15 protein-coding genes and 2 pseudogenes are annotated in these 23,460 nt (G+C 63.7%); all 17 read right to left on the bottom strand.

The window, feature by feature from the left end:
- Position 1 precedes the first annotated feature (1 nt).
- Positions 2–2,746 (bottom strand): ribosome-associated ATPase/putative transporter RbbA, encoded by a 2,745-nt coding sequence (gene rbbA / locus IN820_RS07190; RefSeq protein WP_193680320.1) that lies wholly within the window; start codon positions 2,744–2,746, stop codon positions 2–4.
- Complete coding sequence (locus tag IN820_RS07195) at positions 2,743–3,819, bottom strand: HlyD family secretion protein (protein WP_193680321.1); 1,077 nt, start codon at positions 3,817–3,819, stop codon at positions 2,743–2,745. The genes rbbA and IN820_RS07195 overlap by 4 nt, the downstream gene beginning before the upstream one ends.
- 331 nt (positions 3,820–4,150) lie before the next feature.
- Positions 4,151–4,768 carry an ABC-type transport auxiliary lipoprotein family protein gene (locus IN820_RS07200; RefSeq protein WP_193680322.1) on the bottom strand — a complete coding sequence of 206 codons (618 nt, stop codon included), beginning with the start codon at positions 4,766–4,768 and terminating at the stop codon, positions 4,151–4,153.
- Positions 4,765–5,703 carry an MlaD family protein gene (locus IN820_RS07205; protein ID WP_193680323.1) on the bottom strand — a complete coding sequence of 313 codons (939 nt, stop codon included), beginning with the start codon at positions 5,701–5,703 and terminating at the stop codon, positions 4,765–4,767. Before IN820_RS07205 ends, IN820_RS07200 begins: the two co-directional genes overlap by 4 nt.
- Position 5,704: 1 nt before the next feature.
- Positions 5,705–6,476 (bottom strand): annotated as a pseudogene (locus IN820_RS07210) (ABC transporter ATP-binding protein).
- Complete coding sequence (locus IN820_RS07215) at positions 6,470–7,618, bottom strand: MlaE family ABC transporter permease (RefSeq protein WP_193680324.1); 1,149 nt, start codon at positions 7,616–7,618, stop codon at positions 6,470–6,472. Before IN820_RS07215 ends, IN820_RS07210 begins: the two are co-directional and overlap by 7 nt.
- Before the next feature lie 466 nt (positions 7,619–8,084).
- Complete coding sequence (locus tag IN820_RS07220; RefSeq protein ID WP_193680325.1) at positions 8,085–9,221, bottom strand: catalase family protein; 1,137 nt, start codon at positions 9,219–9,221, stop codon at positions 8,085–8,087.
- A 27-nt stretch (positions 9,222–9,248) separates the two neighbouring features.
- Positions 9,249–11,120, bottom strand: a complete 1,872-nt coding sequence (locus IN820_RS07225) for a di-heme-cytochrome C peroxidase (protein WP_193680326.1) — start codon at positions 11,118–11,120, stop codon at positions 9,249–9,251.
- 282 nt (positions 11,121–11,402) lie between these two features.
- Entirely contained in the window at positions 11,403–11,828 is a 426-nt protein-coding gene (locus IN820_RS07230; RefSeq protein WP_193680327.1) for a hypothetical protein, read from the bottom strand.
- Positions 11,829–11,849: 21 nt separating this feature from the next.
- Positions 11,850–12,608, bottom strand: coding sequence for an XAC2610-related protein (locus IN820_RS07235; protein WP_193680328.1), 759 nt, complete (start codon positions 12,606–12,608; stop codon positions 11,850–11,852).
- A 292-nt stretch (positions 12,609–12,900) separates the two neighbouring features.
- Positions 12,901–13,662, bottom strand: coding sequence for a hypothetical protein (locus IN820_RS07240; protein WP_193680329.1), 762 nt, complete (start codon positions 13,660–13,662; stop codon positions 12,901–12,903).
- Positions 13,659–15,113, bottom strand: coding sequence for a hypothetical protein (locus IN820_RS07245; protein ID WP_193680330.1), 1,455 nt, complete (start codon positions 15,111–15,113; stop codon positions 13,659–13,661). Before IN820_RS07245 ends, IN820_RS07240 begins: the two co-directional genes overlap by 4 nt.
- Positions 15,114–15,225: 112 nt before the next feature.
- On the bottom strand, positions 15,226–15,651 hold the full coding sequence (locus IN820_RS07250; protein ID WP_193680331.1) for a hypothetical protein: 426 nt from the start codon (positions 15,649–15,651) through the stop codon (positions 15,226–15,228).
- A 547-nt stretch (positions 15,652–16,198) separates the two neighbouring features.
- A pseudogene (tssI, locus tag IN820_RS07255) lies at positions 16,199–18,197 on the bottom strand (type VI secretion system tip protein TssI/VgrG); the annotation flags it as partial.
- A gap of 21 nt (positions 18,198–18,218) precedes the next feature.
- A complete protein-coding gene (locus tag IN820_RS07260) occupies positions 18,219–19,193 on the bottom strand; it encodes a serine/threonine-protein kinase (RefSeq protein WP_193680332.1) in 975 nt (324 codons plus the stop codon).
- The gene (locus IN820_RS07265; RefSeq protein WP_193680333.1) at positions 19,190–19,921 is read right to left on the bottom strand and encodes a PP2C family protein-serine/threonine phosphatase; all 732 of its coding nucleotides are present in this window, start codon (positions 19,919–19,921) and stop codon (positions 19,190–19,192) included. The genes IN820_RS07260 and IN820_RS07265 overlap by 4 nt, the downstream gene beginning before the upstream one ends.
- Positions 19,921–23,460 carry a type VI secretion system membrane subunit TssM gene (gene tssM, locus IN820_RS07270; protein ID WP_193680334.1) on the bottom strand — a complete coding sequence of 1,180 codons (3,540 nt, stop codon included), beginning with the start codon at positions 23,458–23,460 and terminating at the stop codon, positions 19,921–19,923. Before tssM ends, IN820_RS07265 begins: the two co-directional genes overlap by 1 nt.

A 23,460-nucleotide genomic window follows, 5' to 3' on the forward strand; every position in this document is an offset into this window, starting at 1 on the left:
GTCATTTTTCCTGCTTGCGCAGGCCGGCGACGCTGAGCAGGGTCAGCAGCGGGATCGCCAGCAGCAAGGGGATGAAGTACCCGTAGAGATCGGCCATGCCCAGCGCCTTGGAGAACACCCCGCGGCTGATGACCAGAAAGTGACTGGTCGGGTAGATCTGGCCGAAGAAGGCGCTGGCGCCCTCCAGCGCCGACACCGGGTGGGTCAGCCCGGAGAATTGCACCGCCGGCAGCAGGGTGGCGATGGCGGTACCGAAGATCGCCGCGATCTGGCTGTTGAGCACCGACGACATCAGCAGGCCCAGGCCGGTGGCGCAGGTGACGTAGAGCAGCGCGCCGAGCACCAGGGTGAGCAGGCTGCCCTTGATCGGGATGCCGAAGACGAACACCGCCAGCAGCACCAGGGTGGCGAAGTTGACCATGCCCAGGGCGATGTAGGGCAGCTGCTTGCCGATGAGAAATTCCAGGCGCGTGACCGGGGTGACGTAGAAGTTGGTGATCGAGCCCAGCTCCTTCTCGCGCACCACGCCGAGCGCGGTGAGCATCGCCGGGATCATCATCAAGAGGATCGGGATCATCGCCGGAACCATGGCCGGCAGGCTCTGCACGTCCGGGTTGTAGCGGTAGCGGATGGCCACGTCGACGAGCCCGCTGCCGTCCACCCCGGCGCTGCGCGCCAGGTCCTGCAGGTAGCTGGCATGCAGGCCCTGCACATAGCCCTTGATGGTGTCGGCGCGCATCGGCATGGCGCCGTCGATCCAGAACGCCACCTGCGGGGCGGCGCCGCGCTTGAGGTCGCGGCCGAAATTGGGCGGGATCTCGATGGCCAGGCTGATGTCGCCGCTGCGCAGGCGCCGCTCCAGTTCCGTGGGGCTGTCGAGCGGCGCCTTCTCGATGAAGTAGCGCGAGCCGGCGATGTTCAGCGCGTAGGCCTGGCTGGTGGTGGTCTGGTCGCGGTCGAGCACCGCGTAGGTCAGGTCTTCGACGTCCATGCTGATGCCGTAGCCCATGATGAACATCAGCAGCACGGTGCCGAGCATGGCCAGGGTGGCGCGGATCGGGTCGCGGCGCAGCTCCATGGATTCGCGGCGGGTGTAGCTGAGCAGGCGGCGCAGGCTGAAGCGCGCGCGCAGTTCGGCGCTGCTCGCGAGCTTGGTCGGGCGCGTGTTTTCGGTGGTCGCCGCGGCGTCCTGCGGGCCGCTGGTGGCGCCTTCGGCCACCGCGTCCTCGAGATAGGCGATGAAGGTGTCCTCGAGGGTCGCCAGGCCGCGCTTGTCCATCAGCGCCTGCGGCGTGTCGCTGTCCAGCACGCGGCCGGCGTGCATCAGCGAGATGCGGTCGCAGCGCAGCGCCTCGTTCATGAAGTGGGTGGAGATGAAGATGGTCACGCCATCCTCGCGCGACAGCTGCACCAGCAGCTCCCAGAAGCCGTCGCGCGCCACCGGGTCGACGCCGGAAGTGGGTTCGTCGAGGATCAGCATTTCCGGCGCATGGATCACCGCCACCGCCAGCGACAGGCGCTGGCGTACGCCCAACGGCAGCGCTTCGGGCAGGCTGTCGGCCTCGCCGGCCAGTTCGAAGCGCTCGAGCATCTCGCGGATGCGCGGCTCGCGGCGTTCGGCCGGCAGATGGAACAACCGGGCGTGCAGGTCGAGGTTCTGGCGCACCGTCAGTTCGCTGTACAGCGAGAACGCCTGGGACATGTAGCCGACCCGCTGGCGGGTCTGCAGGTCGTGCGGGTCCACCGGCTTGCCGAACAGCAGGGCGTGGCCCTCGCTGGCCGGCAGCAGCCCGGTGAGCATCTTCATGGTGGTGGTCTTGCCGCAGCCGTTGGAGCCGAGAAAGCCGAAGATTTCCCCGCGTTCGATGCGCAGGTTCACCCGATCCACCGCGACGAACTCGCCGAAGCGCATGGTCAGGTCATGGGCTTCGATGGCGATGCTGTCGCTGGCCTGGCGCGGCGGGATTTCCAGGGCGCGGTGGCGGCGGCTCTTCTCTTCCGGCAGCAGGCGGATGAAGGCCTCTTCCAGGTTGTCGCTGGCGGTGCGCGCCAGCAGTTCGTCCGGCGTGCCGGTGGCGAGGATGCGCCCGGCGTCCATCGCCACCAGGTGGTCGAAGCGCTGCGCCTCGTCCATGTAGGCGGTGGCCACCAGCACGCTCATCTGCGGACGGTCCTGGCGGATACGCTCGATCAGCGCCCAGAACTGGCTGCGCGACAGCGGGTCGACGCCGGTGGTCGGTTCGTCGAGGATCAGCAGGTCGGGGTCATGGATCAGCGCGCAGCACAGCCCGAGCTTCTGCTTCATGCCGCCGGACAGCTTGCCGGCCGGTCGCTCGACGAAGGGCGCCAGGCCCGTGCTGCGGGTCAGCTCGGCGATGCGCCAGTGGCGCTCGTCGGCGGCCTGGCCGAACAGGCGGCCGAAGAATTCGAGGTTCTCGAACACCGTCAGCGTCGGGTAGAGGTTCTTGCCCAGGCCCTGCGGCATGTAGGCGATGCGCGGGCAGACGGCGCGGCGGTGGCCGGCATCGCCCATGTCACCGTCGAGCACCTGCACCCGACCCCGCTGCAGTTTGCGCGCGCCGGCGATCAGCGCCAGCAGGCTGGACTTGCCGACGCCGTCCGGGCCGATCAGGCCGACCATGCAGCGGGCCGGCAGCGCCACGCTGAGATCGTCCAGCGCGCGGGTCTCGCCGTACTGCAGGCTGACCCCATCGACCTGCGCCACCGGCGCCAGCGTCGCGCTCATGGGGTGACGTTGATCTGCAGGTGGGCGGGCCACTCGGCCTCAGCGTCCAGCTTCAGGTAGGCCATGCCGGGCAGCCCGGTCTTGACCTGCTCCATGTGCTTTTTCAGCAACTCGGGATCGATCCGCGCCTTGACCCGGAACATCAGCTTCTCGCGTTCGCTCTCGGTCTCCACCGTCTTCGGCGTGAACTGCGCGACGCTGGCGACGTAGCTGACCCTGGCCGGGATCACGTACTGCGGCGCGGCGTCGATCACCACCCGTACCTCGGCGCCCATGGCCACGCGCCCGGCCTGGCGCTCGGGGAGGAAGAAGGTCATGTAGACGTCGGCCAGGTCCACCAGGTTGAGCAGCTTGCCGCCGGCCCCCAGCACCTCGCCGGGCTGCGCCACGCGGTATTGCACGCGGGCCACGCGGTCGGTCTTCAGTTCGCTGTCGCGGATGTCCGCCTGCAGCCGCACGACGCTGGCCTGGGCGGCTTCGAGCGCCGACTGCGCTTCGATCACCTGGGATTTCGCCGCGGCGATGCCGGCTTCGGCGGACAGTACCTGCGAGCGCGAGGCGGCCAGCGCCGCCTGGGCGCTCTGCATGGCGGCCAGGTCGTCGTCCAGTTGCTGGCGCGGCATGGCATTGCGCGCGACCAGGGTCTCGGTGCGCTGATGGCGTTTCTGCGCGGCGGTCAGCTCGGCGCGGCGCTGATGCACCACGGCTTCGGCGGTGGTTTTCTCGCTCTCGCGCTGGGCGACCAGCGCCTGGGCGGTGAGGATGGCGTTCTCGGCCTGGCGCACCTGGGCCCAGGCCTGGTTGAGCTGCGCCTCCAGCACTTCGGTATCCATGCGTGCGATCACCTGTCCGGGCTGGACGAAGTCGCCTTCGTCGACGGCGATCTCGCGGATGCGTCCGCCCAGCTTGGTCGCCACGTCGATCTCGGTGGCCTCGATGCGCCCGTTGCCGCTGGCGAAGCCATCGCCCAGCCCGTCCGTGCGCAGCTCCGACCAGGCCAGCACGCCGATGACGATGAGTGCTGCGACCGCGATCAGGGTCCTGCGCAGGGTTTTCCGGGCTGGTGCTTTCATGGGATGTCCTTGTGGCGAAGCGATGGTTCGCATGCTAAGCGATCAGGCTGAAGAGTGTTTAGCCTGCATCAATTAAATCCCCGATTTCGCACCTTGTTCGCGATGGTTCGCCGACGTAGGCGCCGCGCATAGGCGATTCGGTATGGTCACGGCGTCGCTGTAGGCGCAAAAAGCAGCATGTGAACACCGAACCGTAGGAGCCGGGGGGACGCCGAGTCCTTGCTGGCGATCATCGGCGTTACGGCGGATCGCCCGCAAGCGGGCTCCACATGAGATCCCTGACGCCCCGGTAGGCGCGAGCCATGCTCGCGAACGCGGCTCTTAGCGGCTCTTAGCGGCTGTGGGCGGCCTGCCGTGTCCAGGCCAGCAATTGCCGGCTCAGCTCGTCGCTGGCCTGGCCGAAGGCACTGACCACGTTTTCCAGCTGCGTACCGGCGCTCGGTTGGCGAATCTCGAAGCGGCGGCTGGCGAGGATGCGCTGATCGGCTGTGGATGCCAGCTGGGCATCGAGCCGAATCACCACCTGCGGTGTGCCTTCGACATATTCGCTCTGGAAGGCGCGCAGATCGCTGAGCAGCGCGAGGTCGGCCTGCAGGCCGCCATCCTCGCTGCTCACGGCGCCCAACTGGCCGCTCTGCCGGAAGGCTTCGATCAGGCGATCACGCAGCAGGGTGGGCGCCGCATCGCTCCAGCGCGCGCCCTGGTAGCTGCTGATCTGGTTGCCCTCCGGCACCACGGCGATGCGCGGTCCGGCGAGGACGCGGCTGGCCTGCGGGGTATGGATGCGCAGCGTCCGGTCCAGCTGGGGGGCGCTGCTGGCAGCCGCTACGTCCCCGGTCGGCAACAGGAAGACGCGAATCGGCTCGGCCTCGGGCAGCAGCGTGCAGCCCGAGAGCAGGCCCAGCAGAATCGGGAGAACGAGGTAGCGGATCGGCACACGGCGGCTCATGGGGTGAACTCCTGGATCTTCTCGCGGCCGAGCAGGAAGCCGCTCGGGTTGTCTTCGAGGCGCTGGGTCATGCGGCGCAGGGCGCCGAGGGTGCCGCGCAGTTCGGTGATCGCCGGGCCGAGATCGTTGAAGCCCTGCAGGCCGTTGACCAGCGCGCCCTGGTTGTCGGCGAGCAACTCGTCCAACCGCGTGGTGGCGCGTTCCAGGGCGGCCATCGACTGGCCGGCGCTGGCCAGCAGCTCACGGCCATCCTTGTCGAGCAGGCCGTTGGCGTTGCGGGTCAGGCGGGTGATCTCCTCCAGCGCGGTATTGGTCTGCTGGCCGAGCTGGCCGAGCTGGGTCAGTGCCTGGCTGAGATCGCCGCGTTGTTCGGCGAGCACGCCGGTGGCCTGCTCGAGGTTGGCCAGGGTGCGGCCGATGCGTTCGGCATTGTCCTCGGAGAGCATCAGGTTGGCGCTGCGCAGCAGGTTGTTGATGTTGGTCAGCAGGTCCTCGCCATTCTCCAGCAGGGCGCTCAGCGGAGACGGATCGGCGATGATCAGCGGCGGCTCGCCGCGCGTGCCCACCAGCGGCGGGCTTTGCGGCGTACCGCTGTGCAGCTGGATGATCATGCTGCCGGTGATGTTGGCCAGCGCCAGGCGCGCGCGGGTGTCCTGCTTGATCGGCGTGCCGGCGTACACGCGAATGCGTGCGCGCACCTTGCGCGGGTCCTCCGGTTCGAGCCAGAGCTGCTCGACGTCGCCGACCTTGATGCCGCTGTATTCCACCGAGCTGCCGTTGGACAGGCCGCTGACGGCGCGGTTGAAGCTGATCTCGTAATAGTTGTATTCGCGGTCCATGCTGGATTTGCCCAGCCAGAGGGCGAACAGCAGGGCGCCGCCGACCGCGAGTACGGTGAACAGGCCGATCAGCACATGATGGGCGCGGGTTTCCATGTCAGTTCTCCAGCAGGTCGGCGGCCTGTTGCGCCGCGCGGCCGCGCGGGCCGTGGAAGTAGTCGCGGATCCAGGCGTCGTCGGNCCAGGCGGTCGGCCACCAGAACCCGCTTGCGCGAGAGCACCGCGACCCGGTCGCAGATGGTGTAGAGCGTATCCAGATCGTGGGTGACCAGGAACACGCTGAGGCCCAGCGCGTCGCGCAGGGTCAGGATCAATTGGTCGAAGGCTGCCGCGCCGATGGGGTCGAGGCCGGCGGTGGGCTCGTCGAGAAACAGCACCTCAGGGTCCAGCGCCAGCGCGCGGGCCAGCGCGGCGCGCTTGATCATACCGCCGGACAGCTCGTCGGGGTACTTGCAGGCGGCGTCGGCCGGCAGGCCGGCCAGCGCCAGTTTCAGCCGTGCCAGGTGCTCGGCATCCCCGCGCCCGAGCCCGGCATGCTCGATCAGCGGCAGGGCGACGTTCTCCTGCAGGTTCAGCGAGGTGAACAGCGCGCCGCGCTGGAACAGCACGCCGAAGCGCCGCTCCACCTGCGAGCGGCGGTCCGGCGACAGCTCCAGCAGGTTCTCGCCGAACACCCGGACGCTGCCGGCGGTCGGCCGGCGCAGGCCGACGATGCTGCGCAGCAGCACCGACTTGCCGGTGCCGGAGCCGCCGACCACGCCGAGGATCTCGCCGCGGCGAATGTCCAGGTCGAGGTTGTCGTGCACGGTCTGGCTGCCGAAGCGGTTCACCAGCCCGCGCACCTGGATCAGCGCGTCATTGGTCACCAGCCCATCTCCATGAAGAACAGCGCGGCGATGGCATCGAGCAGGATCACCATGAAGATCGCCTGCACCACGCTGGAGGTGGTGTGCTCGCCGACCGATTGCGCGCTGCCGCTGACCTTGAAGCCTTCCAGGCAGCCGATCACCGCGATCAGGAAGGCGAACACCGGCGCCTTGCCGAGGCCGACGAAGAAGTGGTTGATGGCGATATCGCGTTGCAGGATGTTGAAGAACATGGTCGGCGAGATGTCCAGCGCCAGCACGCAGACCGTCAACCCACCGAGGATGCCGCTGAGCATGCCGACGAAGGTCAGGATCGGCAGGGTGATCAGCATCGCCAGCACCCGCGGCAGCACCAGCAGTTCGATGGGGCTCAGGCCCAGGGTCCTGATCGCGTCGATCTCCTCGTTGGACTTCATCGAGCCGATCTGCGCGGCGAAGGCGCTGGCGCTGCGCCCGGCCAGCAGGATCGCCGCCAGCAGCACGCCGAATTCGCGCAGGAAGGAAAAGCCCACCAGATTGACCGTGTAGATGGTCGCGCCGAAGTCGGCCAGCACCGTGGCCCCGAGGAAGGCGACCACCGCGCCGACCAGGAAGGTCAGCAGGGCGACGATGGGAATCGCGTCGAGGCCGGTCTGCTCGATGTGCACCACCAGCGAGGTCAGCCGCCAGCGGCGCGGGCGCGGCAGCGTCAGCAGCAGGGTCTGCAGGGTCAGGCCGATGAAGCCGAGCAGGGCACGCTGTTGCCGCCAGAGCGTGGAAACCGCGCGTCCGACGTGCGCCAGCACATCGCCGAAGGCATAGCCGTGTGTCGGCTCCGGCGCTTCGGGCCGGTCCAGCGCCGCGGCGACGCTGCGCAGCAGGGCCAGGCGCTCGGCGGGCAGCTGCGGCCCCCAGATTTCGATCGCGGCGATGCGTTCCTGGCCCAGCAGCTCGACCAGCAGCCCGGCACCCGCGGTGTCCAGGGCACCGAGCCGCTCCAGCTCGACCTGACTGCGCGCGTCGATCTGCGGCAGCAGTCGTTCCACCTCGCGGCGCAGCGTGCCGTAGTGGGCGAGCGTCCAGTCGCCGGCGATGCATACCCGCGGCTGCCGGGCGCTTCGGTCGATCGCCAGGGAACCGGGGGACGGTGAGGTGATAGCGCTCATTTTCCGCAAACGGCCGCCTTGCTCCGTGTAGTCGGTTACTGACTGATGCTAGCAGCGCCTGGTTGGACAGCGCACGGGGGATTTCGCTCGTCGTGCAATGCCGGAGCGGCGTGATGCGAGAGTCATGTCCCGAGTACGTGTGCGAAATGCGGAAATCTGTAGGAGCGGGCCATGCCCGCGAACATTCCGCGCGCAAAAGCTTCGCGGGCATGACTCGGCGTCCCCGCCCGCTCTTATCAAACATAAAATAAATAATGCTTTGTATGGATGAATTTGAGTTTTCACCTGTTCGTAGGGTGGGCAACGGCGAAGCCTTGCCCATGCGTCTGCCGGGCATGAACGCGGATTATCCTTTTGCCCCACCGGTAGGAGCCCGCTTGCGGGCGATCGGTCGCAACGCCGATGATCGCCGGCAAGGACTCGGCGTCCCCCCGGGATCCTACGAATATCGTCTCGCCTATGCGCCTTACAACGCGCCGTTGCGTTCGAGCCGGTAGCGGCTGATCGCTTCGTACACGGCCTTGCGCAGGCGGTTGATGCCGCCGATGGGGCGGTGTGCCGGCAACGCATGCCAGGGGTTGAAGGAAAGGTTGTCGCAGGCCAGGTTCTGCTCGGGACTGTCGAAATCCTGCGGCGGCAGGCGGATGTCGGCGACCGTCTCGAAGGGCGAGATGGACGCGTCCCACTCGATGCTGGTGTCCTCGATCGGCATGTAGTACTCGGCGTTCTGCCGCTGCACCTGCAGGGCGAAGCAGGCCGGCGCGCGGTCCAGCGACAGCTGCCGGTAGAGCGCGCTGCGCAGGAAGTTCGGCAGGTCGCGGTTCTGCTCGGGCAACCGGTAGTCCGGGCACTGTTCCGGAGTCGGGATCACCCGGTATTTGATGTTGTGCGGGCCGAGCCTGTAGGGCGCCACCGAGCTGTAGGTGGTGGCCACCGGGCTCTCGGGTGCCGGGGCCAGCGTCTGCAGGGCGATCAGCAGGTGGCGCAGCTCCCAGCTGCGCGGGTCGGCGCTCGGGAAGAACGCCAGCGCCTTCTTGCCCTGCGCCTGGGCGGCGAAGTTGCTGCGGTATTCGGCGACGTCGCGGACGAAGAACACCGGATGATTGAACATCACGAAGTCCTGCTCGCCGGCGTGCCGCGGATCGGCGGTGAGCTTCTCGCCCGGCACGTCGAGCAGCTTGACGGCCATGCCGCGGGCATCCTTGATGCGGTCGAACTGCGGATAGGCGTTGCCGTTGGACAGTCGCACCCAGGCCTGCCAGGTCTTGCCCGGTTCGCTGAATACGCCGTGGCGCAGGTCGGCGTCCAGCTCGGCGCGCACGCTGACCTCGGCACGCACGCAGCCGTGCGCCTTGGCATGGGCGTCGCGCAGCACGCGGGTATTCTCGCTGTGCTGCTCCACCACGGCGATGGCGTCGGCGATGATCGCCTGGGTGTCGGCCACCTCGGTCGGCGCGATCTCCTCCTCGGTGGATACCGGGCCGCTGTATTTCGACTGGTAATACAGCGCGCCGATGGCCCAGCCGGCCAGGCCGAGGGCGACGGTGGCGAGCAGCAGGCGGCCCAGCAGCCGACCGAGCCAGAGCCAGATTCTCTTGAGCATGACGCGATCCTTGTTCAGTGGTGCCGGTCAGTAGCAGGTCGGGCCGGGGGTGTACGGCTGTGTCGGGACGTCTTCCAGGCGAGATTCGAAACGCGGATCGCCCAGCACCTTGAGGTACTCGACCAGCGCCCAGCGCTCGTGCGGCTCCAGCGCCCGGCCGATCACGCCGTCGCCGCGGCAGCCGGCGCGGAATTCATGGCCGCGGTTGCCGTTGCCGGTGATCGCAGTGTCGAGCAGGAAGCCGCCGGCGAAGCGTTCGGTGCGGATGCCGGCGCGCCGGGGATCGTATTCGCGGTTGCCGACCCAGAACTGCGCCTGGCGCTCGGCGACCGGTGATAGCAGCTCGAACAGGTTCGCCACCGAGCCGTTGTGCAGGAACGGCGGCGTCGCCCAGATGCCGTCGAGCGGGCGTGCCTTGTAGCCGCGCAGCTCCTGCACGCCGATCGGCAGGCCGAAGCCGTCGAACTCGGCGCGCTCGGCCTGGCCGATACCCGCCTCGCGATAGGCGCGCTCCTCGACGTAGGCGGTGATGTAGGCCAGCCCCTTGGCGCTGGACAGGCGGCTCAGGTCCAGTGGGCCGGTCGGTGCGCCGTAGAGCTGCACGTCCAGCCAGTCGAGTTCTTCCTGCGTCCAGCCCAGGCGGGTCAGGTCGAAACGGTGATCGGCAATATTGTCGGCGGTGGTCGGGTCGGTGCCGACCACCGAGGTGGGGATCACCTTCATGCGCCATTCGGGATCGCGTCCCGGCGCGAAGCGCTCGCCGGCCGGCTTCGGATCGGGAGCATGGCAGCGGGCGCAATTCTCCCGGTACAGCGCGCGGCCGAGGCTCGCCTGTTCAAGGTCGATCCGGCCCAGGACTTCCTCCGGCCAGCGTGGCGGCGCCAGCTGCATCAGCGTGGTTTCCAGCGTGTGCAGGTCGCGTACCCGCACGCCGGAGGCGTAGCGCTCGGCCTCGGCAACGGGCTGGCCGTTCTCGTGCAGCAACTGCAGCGTCGCTCCGACGCCCAGCGCCTCGCCGATATTGCGCGCCATCGGCTGCATGGCCGAGCCGTTCCACTGCACCCAGTCGAATTTCCAGATGTCCCACAGGTGCGGGTAGCTCACCGGGCCATTGGCCACGCGGTAGTTGGTCGGATCGATGGCATCGCCGAACACGCCGTTGGCGATACGTCCGAAAGCATCGGTGCGGCCGAAGCCCTCTTCGGTCGGGTACAGGCCGCGGTGCCAGTCGTTGTAGGCGGTGCCGAGCAGACGGTCGAGCACCTGCTTGAAGTCCTGGCGCAGCTGCGCACGGTCCTGCTCGTAGCGCTCGCCGAGCACTTCCTCGGCGAAGCGGCGGAACTTGAGCGGGTTGTAATAGGTGAAGGCCATGCTCATGCCGAGCGCCTGGCCAAAGGCGCCACCGCGCAGGGTCGGCACGGTCGAGGCCAGCGAATGCATGGCGGCGCCGCCATCGATGCGTACCGCCTGGCCGTTGTAGCGCAGCTCGCCGGTATGGCAGGCCGCACAGGTCACGTCCAGGTAGGTTCGGCCGGTTTCGTCGTCCTCGTGGCGGGCGAAGCCGACCGGCAGGTTGCCCGGGTTCAGCGCGGTGGGCTGCTGCCCGGGATCGACCAGGAAGCCGAAACGCGCCAGGTACTCGGGCGTGGCGAACCTGTCACGGCTGAAGGGCAGCTCCAGCGCACGGAACCAGTCGTACTCCAGCCCTTTTACCTGCGTACCCTGCGGCGTGTAGTAGTAGGTCTGCCGCTGCGCGTCGTCCCATTGCTCCAGATAATGCAGCGCCTCGGGCGCCTCATACTCCGGCAGATTCGGATAGGCCACGAAATAAAGCCCCACACCCACCGCCAGCACGGCCAGCAGCAGGAGCCCCAGCAGGACCTTTTTCAGCAATCGCATCGGTACATCCTTGTAGCGTTATGAAAGGTAGCGTTATGACAGATGCGGCTTTATGGCAGGGTCGAGGGTTAATGGCAATACGCCGCCTTGGAGGGAGGGCTGGGCCGGTGGTTTCGTCATCTTCGTTGCGGGCGCCCCAGGGGGGATTGGCTGTGTTGTCGGAACGAATCAGCTCATTCAGATTCGCTTCCTGTAAAACTCGGCCTTCTCCTTGTATCGCTTTAAAAGACATTGCATGTTTGCTGGCTCCACTCTCGTACTCTCAGCTACTACTACAATCCGTCATGCAAACCTCCACAACGACCACGCCTTTAATATTTCAGAGATGATGATCAGTGCTAGAAATATCAGGCCATAGCCTGGTCGTAGCTGCGCGGCAAACAACACTACCGAGAACGAAGGTATAAGAAAAAATAAGCGAAAGGGAATTTGTGCATAAGCAAGGTATTTCACCCAGCCTTTTCGGAACAGGAACATTAGGCACGAAACAATGATCGAAAACTGTAACAGCCACGATAACAGGGTTATAGCTAAATTAACTCCACCCTGTTGTTCCAGTAGTGCGATACTCGAACTGAGATCGCTGAAATAAGGTATACGCTCACCCAGCCAACTGTTGGCGCAATACCAAACGATATAAAAGGCGTCCAGTATACCCCAAAAGAGAAAGATAGCGTTACGTTTGCCGGTTGTAGCTTTTATGTCCATAGGCTTTTCATAAGGCAATGGCTATGGTTGTTTTTTATCGTTGGCGCCGATGCCTATAAGCTTTAGATAGTTTTGCTCAAAGTAATCCTTGTTTATCGACTTGCTTGATTTTTCTTTTGTTTCTAGGTTCTCTATCTGCTCATGACCAGATTTTGAATCATAGTCGTATTCAGCCAAACGATATTCGTTTGGCTGAATCTTTTGAGCTTGATACAAGCAACATCCATCTCTAGAAATAGATAGTATGGTTTTTTCGTGATGCAAAATTCTTGGACTAACTAAGTTGGATATTTCTGGCGCTGCACTAATGAATCTCTTGCGCTCTGAGTTATATTCAAAATAGGAAAATGAGCTATTGCCTGATGTCTCTAATTCAAGTATGCGCATGTCTGGTTGTCCGTCGAAAGTAAAGTCCTCGAATATTATTAATGGCCGGCTAGTGAGTGAGTCAAAGCTCAAATCTTGTATGATACCGTTCTTGAAGATTACCTTCAGTTCTCTGTTGGTTTCTGTTCCCCCGATAATGATGTCGGTGAATAAATCCTTATAAGAGTTGCTCAGGGCTTGAGCATGGATTTCATAAGACTTATTCTTGTTTTTCCATTCGCCTTCAATTTTATTTCCTGATATGTTTGCCTTGATGTACGCTTTGCCCCTATCCGTGCTCTCGGTTAAGGATAAAGTCGAGTCTATTATGCTTCCTTGCAAGCTAATAGGGATTTTATATTTCCTGTAAAAATACTCCCCATTGATTTTCTCTCCATCGTTTACCAAGGTCATATGGATTTCTTGATTGGCTAGGCTTCCTTTGTACGCGATTATTTCATGTATTTCGGGGGGGCGCTTGGCAGGTCAGCGGTGTTGCGAGTAGCAAGGAAAATATCGTCTTTTTCATTTCATCAGTCCTAATGCGTTTTTGGCTCTTTCCAGCATAAGCGAACGATGGCTCATGTTGTTTGGCCCTCGAATGTATGACCTAGATATCCGACGCGATTTGATCTAAGTAATCCGAGCGCTGATTGCTCATGCGCGCCACACAATGATTCAGCGTTACCTCATAAGGAGTCTCGTTTCAGTTAGCCTCGATGGCTAGCAATAGCTCAGCAGATGTCAGGCGCTTCAGCTCATGAGTGACGGGATCCATTTCCACATCTAACGCCAGTGGTGTAGTGCCATCCGCGTCATACACAAAATAGGCGTTGCCACTGCTTACTTCATGGTTTTTCACACCTGCCGTCGCTATGGTTTTTGGGGTCGCAGACATCAGGTCGTCGACCGAGCTGTAGCGCAACGCCACATCGACCTCACCCAGTCGGCCGAGAGGCAGGTCGGCCGGCTCGGAGGGTTCGACCATCACGGATTGCAGTGACACTGCGTTGGAGGCTTCGATCCACTTGTCCGAGTATGTGGAGATCATGTCCTGACTTTCATTCGACAGTGGTGTATTCAAATTGCATACAGCCTTGCGAATGGAGGCACCGTTCTGCCCATTGCGAATATTGAAGTACGCACAATCGATGACTGGAACTTTATCTTTGAGTGCGAAGGTATAGAATATTTCGAAATGTGTATTTGACCCGGCGTTTTCATAGACTAGAGCGGGGCCCCCGTTGAACGAGATCAACGTTCTTGACGTCTGGCCAGCGTAACCAACAATATCGGCGAATACCTTGGTTTCCTTCTCCCAATGTATCGTCAATTCGCCAGTGTCCATATTTCCTTGGTACGTTTCCGTGGCTTCGCCTCTATTGACTGTGATGGTGTAAGTCTGCGCATATAGTGAGGTGGCCAGCGCAAGCAATATCAGTAGCGTTATGGGTAGTGTGTTTTTCATGTGGTGAATGTTTCCCTGGCTGAGGAAGTTTTCCTAAGAATGGTTTCGAATCTTCGGGCATAATCGGCGATGAGTTGTTGTTGGTCGGTACCGTTGATTATCCTACGGGCCTCCACATAGTCCACGCCAGAGGCATTAATATAGTGGGCTAGTTTCTTGCCGGTAAAAATACCTTCTTTCATACCCCAGATCATGATTGGCACGGAGTGCTTGGGTTCGGCTGCCTTGTCGGGTAGGTTCACGAAGTCAATGCCGAAATGCTCTTTGGCCTTGCGATAATTCTTCTTCCAAGTGAGGTGTACGAGGCCTCGCCCCCGGTAGGTATAGCCGTCCCCTTGTGCGGTATTCTCGTTCTCTACAGCCCGATCGCGATGCTCCTGTGTGGCTGCTAGTACCGGATCATATTTATTGAAGTAGGCTATATTACCAACCTCTGGTCTGGAGCTAAAGAACTCACCGGTAGGGAAGTAGTACGCTTCATGTCGGGCTGTCGCGAGCATATATGCCAGCTCGAAAACATTGGCTTTAGCTGGGGCGCTTTCATAGTACTTGTTGATGTGCTTCACGATAGTGCGCAGATTATCCTTCGATACCTCCGATAGCACTGGAGTGTTAACTACGAAGGACCCATGTTGGCTGACGTAAGTTTGAATGAATCGCTCGACATCTATTAGATCGCTTCTCTGCATGAATATGTTGAGCATAGATATAGCATGGAAATGCCAAACAGCTCCATCGGCATTTATTCCCTGCTTGCCCGCTAACTCACTCCACAAACTGAGCTTTTTAATTCGCTCTTTCTCATTGACCCATTGGGGGTTTGGGTCTTCCGGGGTGTGGTGCATGAGCTTATCCAGCTCATCCCACTTTTCCTCTTTCCAGAACCACTCGCTTTCGTATCTGGCAATCAGCCGGCCGAGCATCTGAGCGTGCCAAGGCTTGGCCAGGGCTGTGCGGATTTCGCTGCTGGTCAGCACCCCGTCCCGATCGGAATCGACGATGTCGTAGAGGCGGGCCAGCGCCAGGATGGGGCCGCCATCGGCCTTGCTGATCTGCGCGCGGTAGTTGTGCTGCTCCTCGGTATTCAGCATGCCTTTGGCGTTGAAGGCGTAGGCCAGCTTGTCGAGAGGGCTTCCGGTGTCTTCGACGCATTGGAAGTCCGGCCATTCCCAGGGGCTGTGGCGGGTGGTGATCAGTTCCTGTTCAGCGAGCCAGCCGTCGATGGGGTTGCCGTCCTGGTCGGCGAACAGGCCATCCAAGCGCCACCAACAGGTCGTGCTGGCGGTGGTGCTGCCTTCAACGGCGGTCTTGTCCTGAATCCTGTTCGCCGCTGGCAGGCCGTCCAGCAGGGCCTGGGGAATGATCAGGTCGACGCCGACCTGGCTGCCGCTGTCGCTGAGCCTGGGCGGGTTGTCGGCGTTGATATCGTCGCAACTGTAGTTCTGCAACATCTGAGCAGATTTTGAAGTGGTCAACGATCAGTCAGCTCGCTTTTTTGAGCAAGAGGGTCAGTGAGCCGTTCATGCGTAGTAGCTGTCTGGTTAAGGTGCTGTTCAACCTGCATCATGCAAACCTCCATAATGACCAGGTTTTTAGTATTTCAGAGACAATGATCAGCGCTAGAAGCATCAAGCCATAGCCAGGTAGTAGCTGCGCAGCAAGCAATATTACCGAGAGCGAGGGTATAAGAAAAAACAAACGAAAAGGAATCTGTGCGTAAGCAAGGTATTTCACCCAGCCTTTTCGTAACAGGAACATCAGGCATGAGATGATGATCGAAAACTGTAGCAGCCATGATAGGATGGCCGTGGCTATATTAACTCCGCCTTGTCGTTCAAGTAATGTAACGCTCGCACTGAGGTCGCTGAGATAAGGCATGCGCCCACCCAGCAAACTATTAGTGCAATACCAGGCGATGTAAAAGGCATCCAATACTCCCCAAAAGAGAAAAATGGTGTTGCGTTTATCACGTGTTGTTTCTGTCTTCATAGTTGGGGATCCTTTCTTTCATAAACGGTATTGGCTGTTACTGGCTGCCAGTGCCAGGATTTTCCAGAAATATGCCAATTATCTGTGCCTTCAAGAAAGTGCTGAGTGATAGTGCGTTGCTTGCCATAATCATGAGTAGCCGAGCCTTCCGCCAAGTGCTGCTCATTCTCATCCAGAGCTTGCCAAACTTGGATAACATTGCGGGTGGTGTTTTGGTAATCCTTGCCATCAGAGCCAAAGACTCGCCCTTCGTCACCAAGCGAGCCCAGGCGGTTCATGAGCATCTTTAATGAGTTGTTTATGCCGTCGTAATCAATTTCCTGCGTAACCCATTTACCAGGACCGCTTTGGGCATGTATTGAAGTCGTGATGTCGGATGTTGAGGCTACGGAATTTGGAAGATTGCTATGGGGAGTAGTCAATACCTGCGATGGAAGAAAACTATTACCTTTCTCGAAAGCCAAAGTCTGACTACCATTTGCTCTAAGTTGGAGTGTTTTAGGAGCAATTTGAAGCTGAGAATTGGTTGGCGCGATTCGAGTTTTCTTGCCTGCGTTATCCTCGTTCGCCATTACCGGCAATACCGGTAGTTTGATGGCGATACCGGAACCTGTGCCCGGCGAGCCACCGGCATCGATCCGCACCAGCGGGCCGCCGAGGGTGATGCCGCCGGCGTCGAGTTTGATGAAGCTGCCGCCCGCCGCGAGGGTGAGTTCGCTGCCGGCCTCGATGACCATCTTCTGCCCGGCCTTGAGGTGGATTTCGCGGCCGGTTTTGAGCGCCTGGGTATTGCCGAGCCTGATGTGTTGCGCCTGGCCGATGATGAGGTGGTCGTCGGGCCGTACTTCCACCTTGCGATCGGCGACGACGGTCAGGTGTTCTTCGGCCTGGAATTCGCTATAGCTATTGGCTTCCACGCGGTCGTGACGCTCGTGACCGACGCGGATCTTCTGGTCGTGCTCGATGTTCTGGTCCCAGTCGCGCTGGGCATGGATGAAGATCTGTTCGGCGCCTGTCCTGTCCTCGATGCGCAGCTCGTTGTAGCCGTCGCCGCCGGGGCTGGAGAGGGTCTTGAATACCGATCGGGTCTTGTGCGCCGGCAACTCGTAGGGCACGACGTGCTCGGCGTGATAGAGGCAGCCGGTGACCAACGGCTGGTCGGGGTCGCCTTCGAGGAAGGTGACCAGCACTTCCATGCCCACCCGGGGGATGGCGATGCCGCCGTAGCGGTCACCGGCCCAGCTGCTGGAGACACGCAGCCAGCAGCTGGCCTTGTCGTCATGCGCGCCTTCGCGGTCCCAGTGGAACTGGACCTTGATCCGGCCATATTCGTCGCAGTGGATTTCCTCGCCGGCGGGGCCGGTAACCACGGCGGTCTGGCTGCCGAGGATTTTCGGTTTCGGGTGTTTCAGGGGCGGGCGGAAGGGTACGTCCCAGGGCGTGGCGAGGAAGCGGTTGCGGTAGCCTTGCTGGAAGTTATCTCCCTCCCCCCCAAGGGGAGAGGGGGTTGGTCCGTGTGGGCTCGAGGAGGTGATGCTTTCTTCCAGCACCTGCGGCTGGCGGCCTTCGTGATGGATTTCGCCGAGCAGCCAGAGGTCGTTCCACTCCCGCCGCGGATGTTCGGAAATTTCCAGCAGATGACCGCTGACCAGCAATGGCTGGTCGCTGTGGCCCTCGGCCAGTTGATAGTCGTGGCGGTGGCGCTCCAGGGCGCGCTGCGACAGATGCTTGCCGCGACCGCGGTCGGTGAAACGGCCGGGGTAGTCGTAGTCTTCCAGCTCCGGCAGCGGGTGGTTGTCAGTTGCCTGCTCGCCGCGGTAGGTGGCCTCCATGCATAGCCTTGGCTGCTCGAAGTCGTAGTCGCGGCGGCTGACGCGGCGGGTACGGGTTTCCAGGCGCATGCCGAAGCGCCTGATCACCGGCTCGTCGGCGGTCATGCCGCTGTCCTGCAAATAGGCGGTGGGCCGGCCGAGCCTGGCGAAGGCGGACTGATCGTCGCCGAAGACCAGTACATGCCCCCGGCTTCCGTGCTCGAAGTGGTAGTGAATGCCTTCTTCTTCGCACAGGCGCTGGATGAAGTGCAGGTCGGATTCGTCGTACTGCACGCAGTAGTCGCGTTCGGGATAGAGCACCGGGCCGAGCTGGAAACGGTAGGCATCGGCCTGGATGCCCTGGCCTTCCAGCACCTGCGCGACGATCTGCGGCACGCTGAGGTGCTGGAAGATGCGCTGGTCGGTGCGGTGGGCGAGGTAGGTCAGTTGCGGCACCAGCGTCAGGCCGTAGCGGGTCAGGCGTTTGCCGGACTCGCCCTGGGCGGCGCGATGGATCAGACCGTGAATGCCCGTGCCATCGGCATCGAGGGTCAGGAATGCCGGCCGGTGCAGCAGGGCTTCGAGGTCCAGGTCGGGGCGTTCGCTGACCAGTTCGAGATCGAAGCGATAGGGCTGGCTGATGGCCTCGTGGCCGTCGAAGGCCAGCACCTGCAGGTCGTGTTCGATACCCTCGATGGTCAGGCTGAAGCGGGCTTCATTGGCCGCGTTGAACATGGCGATTTCCTTGTGTGCGTGTCATCCGTGGGTGTATCCGAACCAGCGCCGCAGGCGGCCGGTGGCGGCATGGCGAAAGGCTTGCAGCAGCCCCGCCGCGTCGATCCGCCGCTGCGTTTCTTCGAACGCCAGTGCGGTACGCAGCGCCGGCCAGCAGTGCGCCGGCAGATGCCGTGGGCGCTGCAGCGTGCGGTCCAGCTGCAGGGCCTTGGCCTGGCGGGCCGCGAGGCGGCGAAACGGGTGATTGCCGCTGGCCAGCTCATAGAGCACGCAGGCCACCGCGTAGACGTCGGAGGCGGCCGCCAGCTCGCCGCCATCGAGCAGTTCCAGCGCCGCGTAGCGCGGCGTCCAAGCGGCGAAACGGCTGCGGCACAGGCGCGGCAGGCCGGGCAACAGGCCTTCCAGCGGCTGGCCGAGACCGTAATCGAACAGCCGCAGGCCGTCGTCGGCGAGCATCACGTTGCTCGGCTTGAGGTCGCCGTGCAGCACGCCGCGGCCGTGGGAATAGGCCAGGGCCTCCAGCAACGGCAGGGCGATGCCGCGCAGCTCCTCCCAGGGCAAGCCCTCGGAACGCTCGGCGAGCACTTCGTCGAGCGTCGGCCCCTTGAGCAATTCCAGCGTGATGAAGGCGCGCTGGCTGGCCGGGTCGACCTCGAAGTTGTACAGGCGTACCACATGGCGATGGCTGAGCCGCGTGGTCAGGGCGTATTCGCTGTAGAGCAGGGCGCTGGCGTCGGGGTATTCGGCGAAATCTTCGCTGAGGGTCTTCAGCGCCACGCAGGGCTGCGGATCGCCGTACTGCTCGCGCAGCAGGTCGCGGGCGCGATAGACCGCGCCCATGCCACCGACGCCGAGCAGCCGTTCGATGCGGTAGCGCCCGACGAGCACGTCCGGCAGCTCGCCGGGTGTCACGCGTGGCTCGGTTTGCGCTGGCGTGGCGGCGGTGGCCGCCAGGGCGACGTAGGTGAGGTCGCTGGCTGGCTGCTGCGCGTTCATCGACGGATCACCACGGCGCTGAGGTTGTCCCGTGCCGGCCCCTTCAATGCCTGGCGAAACAGGCGCTCCAGTGTCAGCTGGGTCGAGGGCAGACTCATTGCCGCGCCAAGGGCATCGGCGGACATGCTCTGGTAAAGACCATCGCTGCACAGCAACAGGGTGTCGCCGGGGTAGACCGCGAATTCGAGAATATCCAGCTCCAGGCTGTCGCTGGCACCGATCGCGCGAGTCAGGGCATGGGCGGCCGGGTGTCGGGCGGCCAGCTCGGGGCTAAGCTGCTGCTCATCGATCAGTTGCTGTACCAGCGAATGGTCGCGCGACAGTTGGTAGAGCCGCCCGCCGCGCCACAGGTAGCAGCGACTGTCGCCGGCCCAGACGCAGGCGGCGCGATCCTCGTCCATCAGCAGGGCGACCACGGTGCTGCCGATCACCGGGTCGGGGCGCGCGGCGGTCACCGTGAGTTCCTGGCTGAGCCGACGGTTCAGCTCGTGCAGGCAACGGCGCAGCGCCCGCAGCCGCTCCGACAGATCGCCGATGACCGGGAGTTCGGCCAACTGCTCGACGATCAGCCGGCTGGCCAGCGCGCCGTTCTGGTGTCCGCCCATGCCGTCGGCCACGGCCCACAGGCCGGCCTGCGGCAGGTCGAGAAAGGCATCCTCGTTGCGCGCGCGGACCTTGCCGGTGTCGGTGCGCGCCGTGCTGCGCCAGCTGCAGGCCGTAGCAGTCATCACAGCGTCGCCGGCAGCTTGAAGCCGCGCAGCAGTGCGAGGTCGAACGGGTTCGGCGAGCGCTGGGCATGCAGCAGGTAGTTGGCGCGCAGGCCGCCGAGGTCGGCCTTGAGCATCAGCACGTCGCGGCCGCTGTGGTAGTCGACCTGCATCAGGTCGATCAGGCGGAACAGCGACCAGGGCCCGGTGTTCTTCTCGATGCCGACGCGGCGGCCGCCGAGCTCTTCCACCACCAGGCTGGTGCGCCCTTCGTCGGCCTCGGCGGGCCAGCGGAAGGCGGTCTGCACGATGGGGCCGTGGCGGTATTCCAGCTGCTGGTTGCCGAAGCGGAAGTCGGCGCGGCCGAGACTGGAGTCCAGCGAGTAGGGTTCGAGCTTGAAGAGGATCTGCGGTTCGTTGGGGTTCTCGGCGAAGAAGCTGCGGCGAATGGTCTGCGCCCGGCTCATCTGCACGAGGAACTGTTCCGACAGCGGCAGGCCGCGGCCGTCGACGCGGCGCAGCTGGTACTGGCCGGCGCTGCCGCTGACGAAGGGCCTGAGGTAGCGCTCGAAGAAGCTGTCCGCCAGGCCCTGGGCCTTGAAGAACTCGCGGAAGTCGGCCAGGGCGACGTCGCTGGCGCTGTGGGCGCTGAACGGATAGCGCTCGCGCAGCGCGCCACGGTAGCTGGCGTATAGCTCGTTGCGATAGCGCTGGTTGAGGTAGTGATAGGCATCGCTGAGCACCAGCGACCAGCTGTCCTCGGCCAGCAGGCCGAGCCATTGGCCCAGTGGCTGCGGCAGTCGCGCGGCGCTGTTGCGCAACTGGTTGATGGCATCGCGCTGGCCGCTCATGCGCGCCTTGGCCAGTTCGAAGGCGGCCTGCTCCGGCGCGCTGGCATGGGCGAGCGACGCCAGTTGCAGCTGCAGGGCATCGAGTGCCTGCAGGCTGGCGGCCAGTTCGGGGCCCGCGCCACCGTTGTCGTCGAGCAGCTGGTGCAGCGGTGTGAAGCGGCGCTCCAGGGTTTTGCGCGCGGTATCCGGCAGGTTTTTCAGCAGCGCCGCCTGGGCCTGCTCGGCCGCGGCAGTGGCCAGCCTGGCCGCCTTGCCGAGCTTGCCGCCGGCGCCGTGGGCCGCCTCGGCCACCTCGCCGGCCTGCTCGGAGGCCTCGGCCAGCCCGGCGAAGCGCGTGTTCTCGCGCACTTCCAGCAGCAGTTGCAGCAGTGGCGAGTTGGCGGCAGTCAGGCCGGCGAGCTGGGTCGCGCCCTGGGCCGCGCTGCCCGCCGGAAGAATGTTCAGCTGAGCGATCGCCTCGCTCCAGTGCGCGGCGTAATCGCGGAAGTACAGTTGTTCCATTTCCGTCAGCAGGCGGCCGAGGTCCTTCGCGCTGAGGCTGTCGCCTTCGCCGAGCACCCAGTTGTCGCGCAGGATTTCGCGGACCAGGTCGGTGCCCTGGGCGACGAACAGCTTCTGATAGCCCTGCTGGGTATAGAAGCCGGGAATCGCGTAGTCGCCACCGACGAAGAGCCCGGCCTGTGGGCCGAGCCGCTGGTTCAGGCGATAGTCCGGTAAGTTGCCGGCCTGGTCGCGCAACATGCGGTACACCACGTTGGCCAGCGATTCGCTGCGCAGTTGGGCGCGCGCCTTGGCCACCAGGTTGTCGTTCAGCCGGTACGGGGCGAAGGACTCTTCCAGCAGACGGGCGAAGTGGGTGTTCAGGCCCTGTTGGGCGACGGCGTTGCCGCCATGGCGCAGCGACCAGTCGGCGGCCAGCCAGTCCTTGAGGAACGCCGCATCGCGGCGCTCGGCGAGGTTCAGCATGAGGTAGGCGCGCAGGCTGCCGAGCAGCCGCTCGCGGTCGTTCATATTGGCGCGTATCTGCGCCTCCAGCTGGCGACCGACGCGCGGCAGCAGCAGGCTTTCCAGGTCACGGCGGTAGGCCAGGTGCAGCGTTGGATCGACCGCTTCGCCCTGGTACAGGCCGCCGCGGCGCAGCCAGAAGACTTCATCCCGGGGTGGGAAGACCTGGGTCGCCGCATAGCTGCCGTCCAGCACCGCGAGGGTGCTCAGGGCCTCGTCCCCGGCCGCGATGGCCTGACGTTCGCCACCGAGTTGCTGCGCGATGTGGCGCAGCTGCTCGAGGCGCTCGTGGTTGCCGGAGAAGTTCAGTGCCCAGGCCGTGCCGAACAGCAGCAGGCAACCGAAGGCGCCGGCATGGAGTGCGCGCTGGCCCCAGTCGATGCGGCGTACTTCGCGCTGGTCGAGGCCGGCCAGGTCGGCTTCGGGGAAGATCACCCGGCTGAGCAACTGGTTGATGAAGCGGGCCCGGCCGCTGCGCAAGGTCGGCAGGGCGTCGCTGGCCAGGCCCAGCTGGCGGCCGATGCCGGCGGTGAGCGGGTCGAGTTCCTGCTGCAGCCGCGGTGCGCTGGTCAGGTAGAAGCCGCGCAGCTGGCTGGCGCGCTGATAGCGATTGCCGGCGAAGGCCAGTTCGATGAACAGGCTCAGGCGCTCGCCGATCCGCCCCAGTTGGTGGGGGAAGTCGAGGATTCGCCCGCGGCGCCGGGCATCGCGTTCCTGATGCATGCGCATGATCACCTGGCTGTTCAGGCGGCGCAGCAGTTCCTCGAATTCCTGGCGCACCACCTGCGCGTCGCTGGCGTCCTGTTCCTTGCGGAAACTGGCGCCGAGCACCTGGTCGCTTTCCTCGCGCGACAGCGGGTCGAAGAACTCGTCGAAACCGAGCACCTTGTCGGCCTTGCTCAGTACCAGATAGACCGGCACGTCGACGTTCAGGCGCTGGTGGATTTCGTGCAGGCGCTGGCGGGTCAGGCGGGCGAGCTTTTCCAGTTCCTGCTCGCTGCCGCCCTGCAACTGCTCGACCGGGACGTTCACCAGTACGCCGTTGAGCGGACGCGTACGGCGTTTGCGCAGCAGGCCGAGCAGGGTGTCCCAGGCGCTGCCGTCCACCTGCGTGTCGGGCTGGGTCAGGTAACGGCCGGCGGTGTCGATGAGCACCGCATGGTCGGCGAAATACCAGTCGGCATGACGGGTGCCGGAAACGTCCTTGGTCAGGCGCTGCCGTTCGCCGCGGTTGAGCGGGAAATCCAGGCCGGAGAAGTCCAGTAGGCTGGTCTTGCCGCTGCCCTGCGGGCCTAGCAGCAGGTACCAGGGCAATTCGCTGCGCCATTTCTCGCTGCGCCCGCGATAGAGGCTGGAGGTTCTCAGCGTGCGCAGCGCCTGTTTGAAGCGATGGCGCAGTTCCTGCTGTTCCTCGCCGATCAGGCCGTCGCGGCGCAACTGCTCCTGGACGTCCTGGTCTTCCGCGTCGCGTTTCCTGCGCGCGCTGGCGCGCCAGCTGGCGAAGACCATGGCCAGCCCCCAGCCGAGGAACAGCACGCTGATGCTCAGCAGGCGGCTGCTGGGGGATTCCCAGAATTTATAATCGTCGATGGCCAGCAGCGGCCCGGCGAACCACACCAGCACCGCGAGCAGCAGCACCAGCAGCAGGCTCCAGACCCAGGTCCGGCGCAGGAAGGCGCCGAGTTTGGCGAAGAAGTTCTTCAT

Source organism: Pseudomonas lopnurensis (assembly GCF_015070855.1).
GTDB lineage: Bacteria > Pseudomonadota > Gammaproteobacteria > Pseudomonadales > Pseudomonadaceae > Stutzerimonas > Stutzerimonas lopnurensis.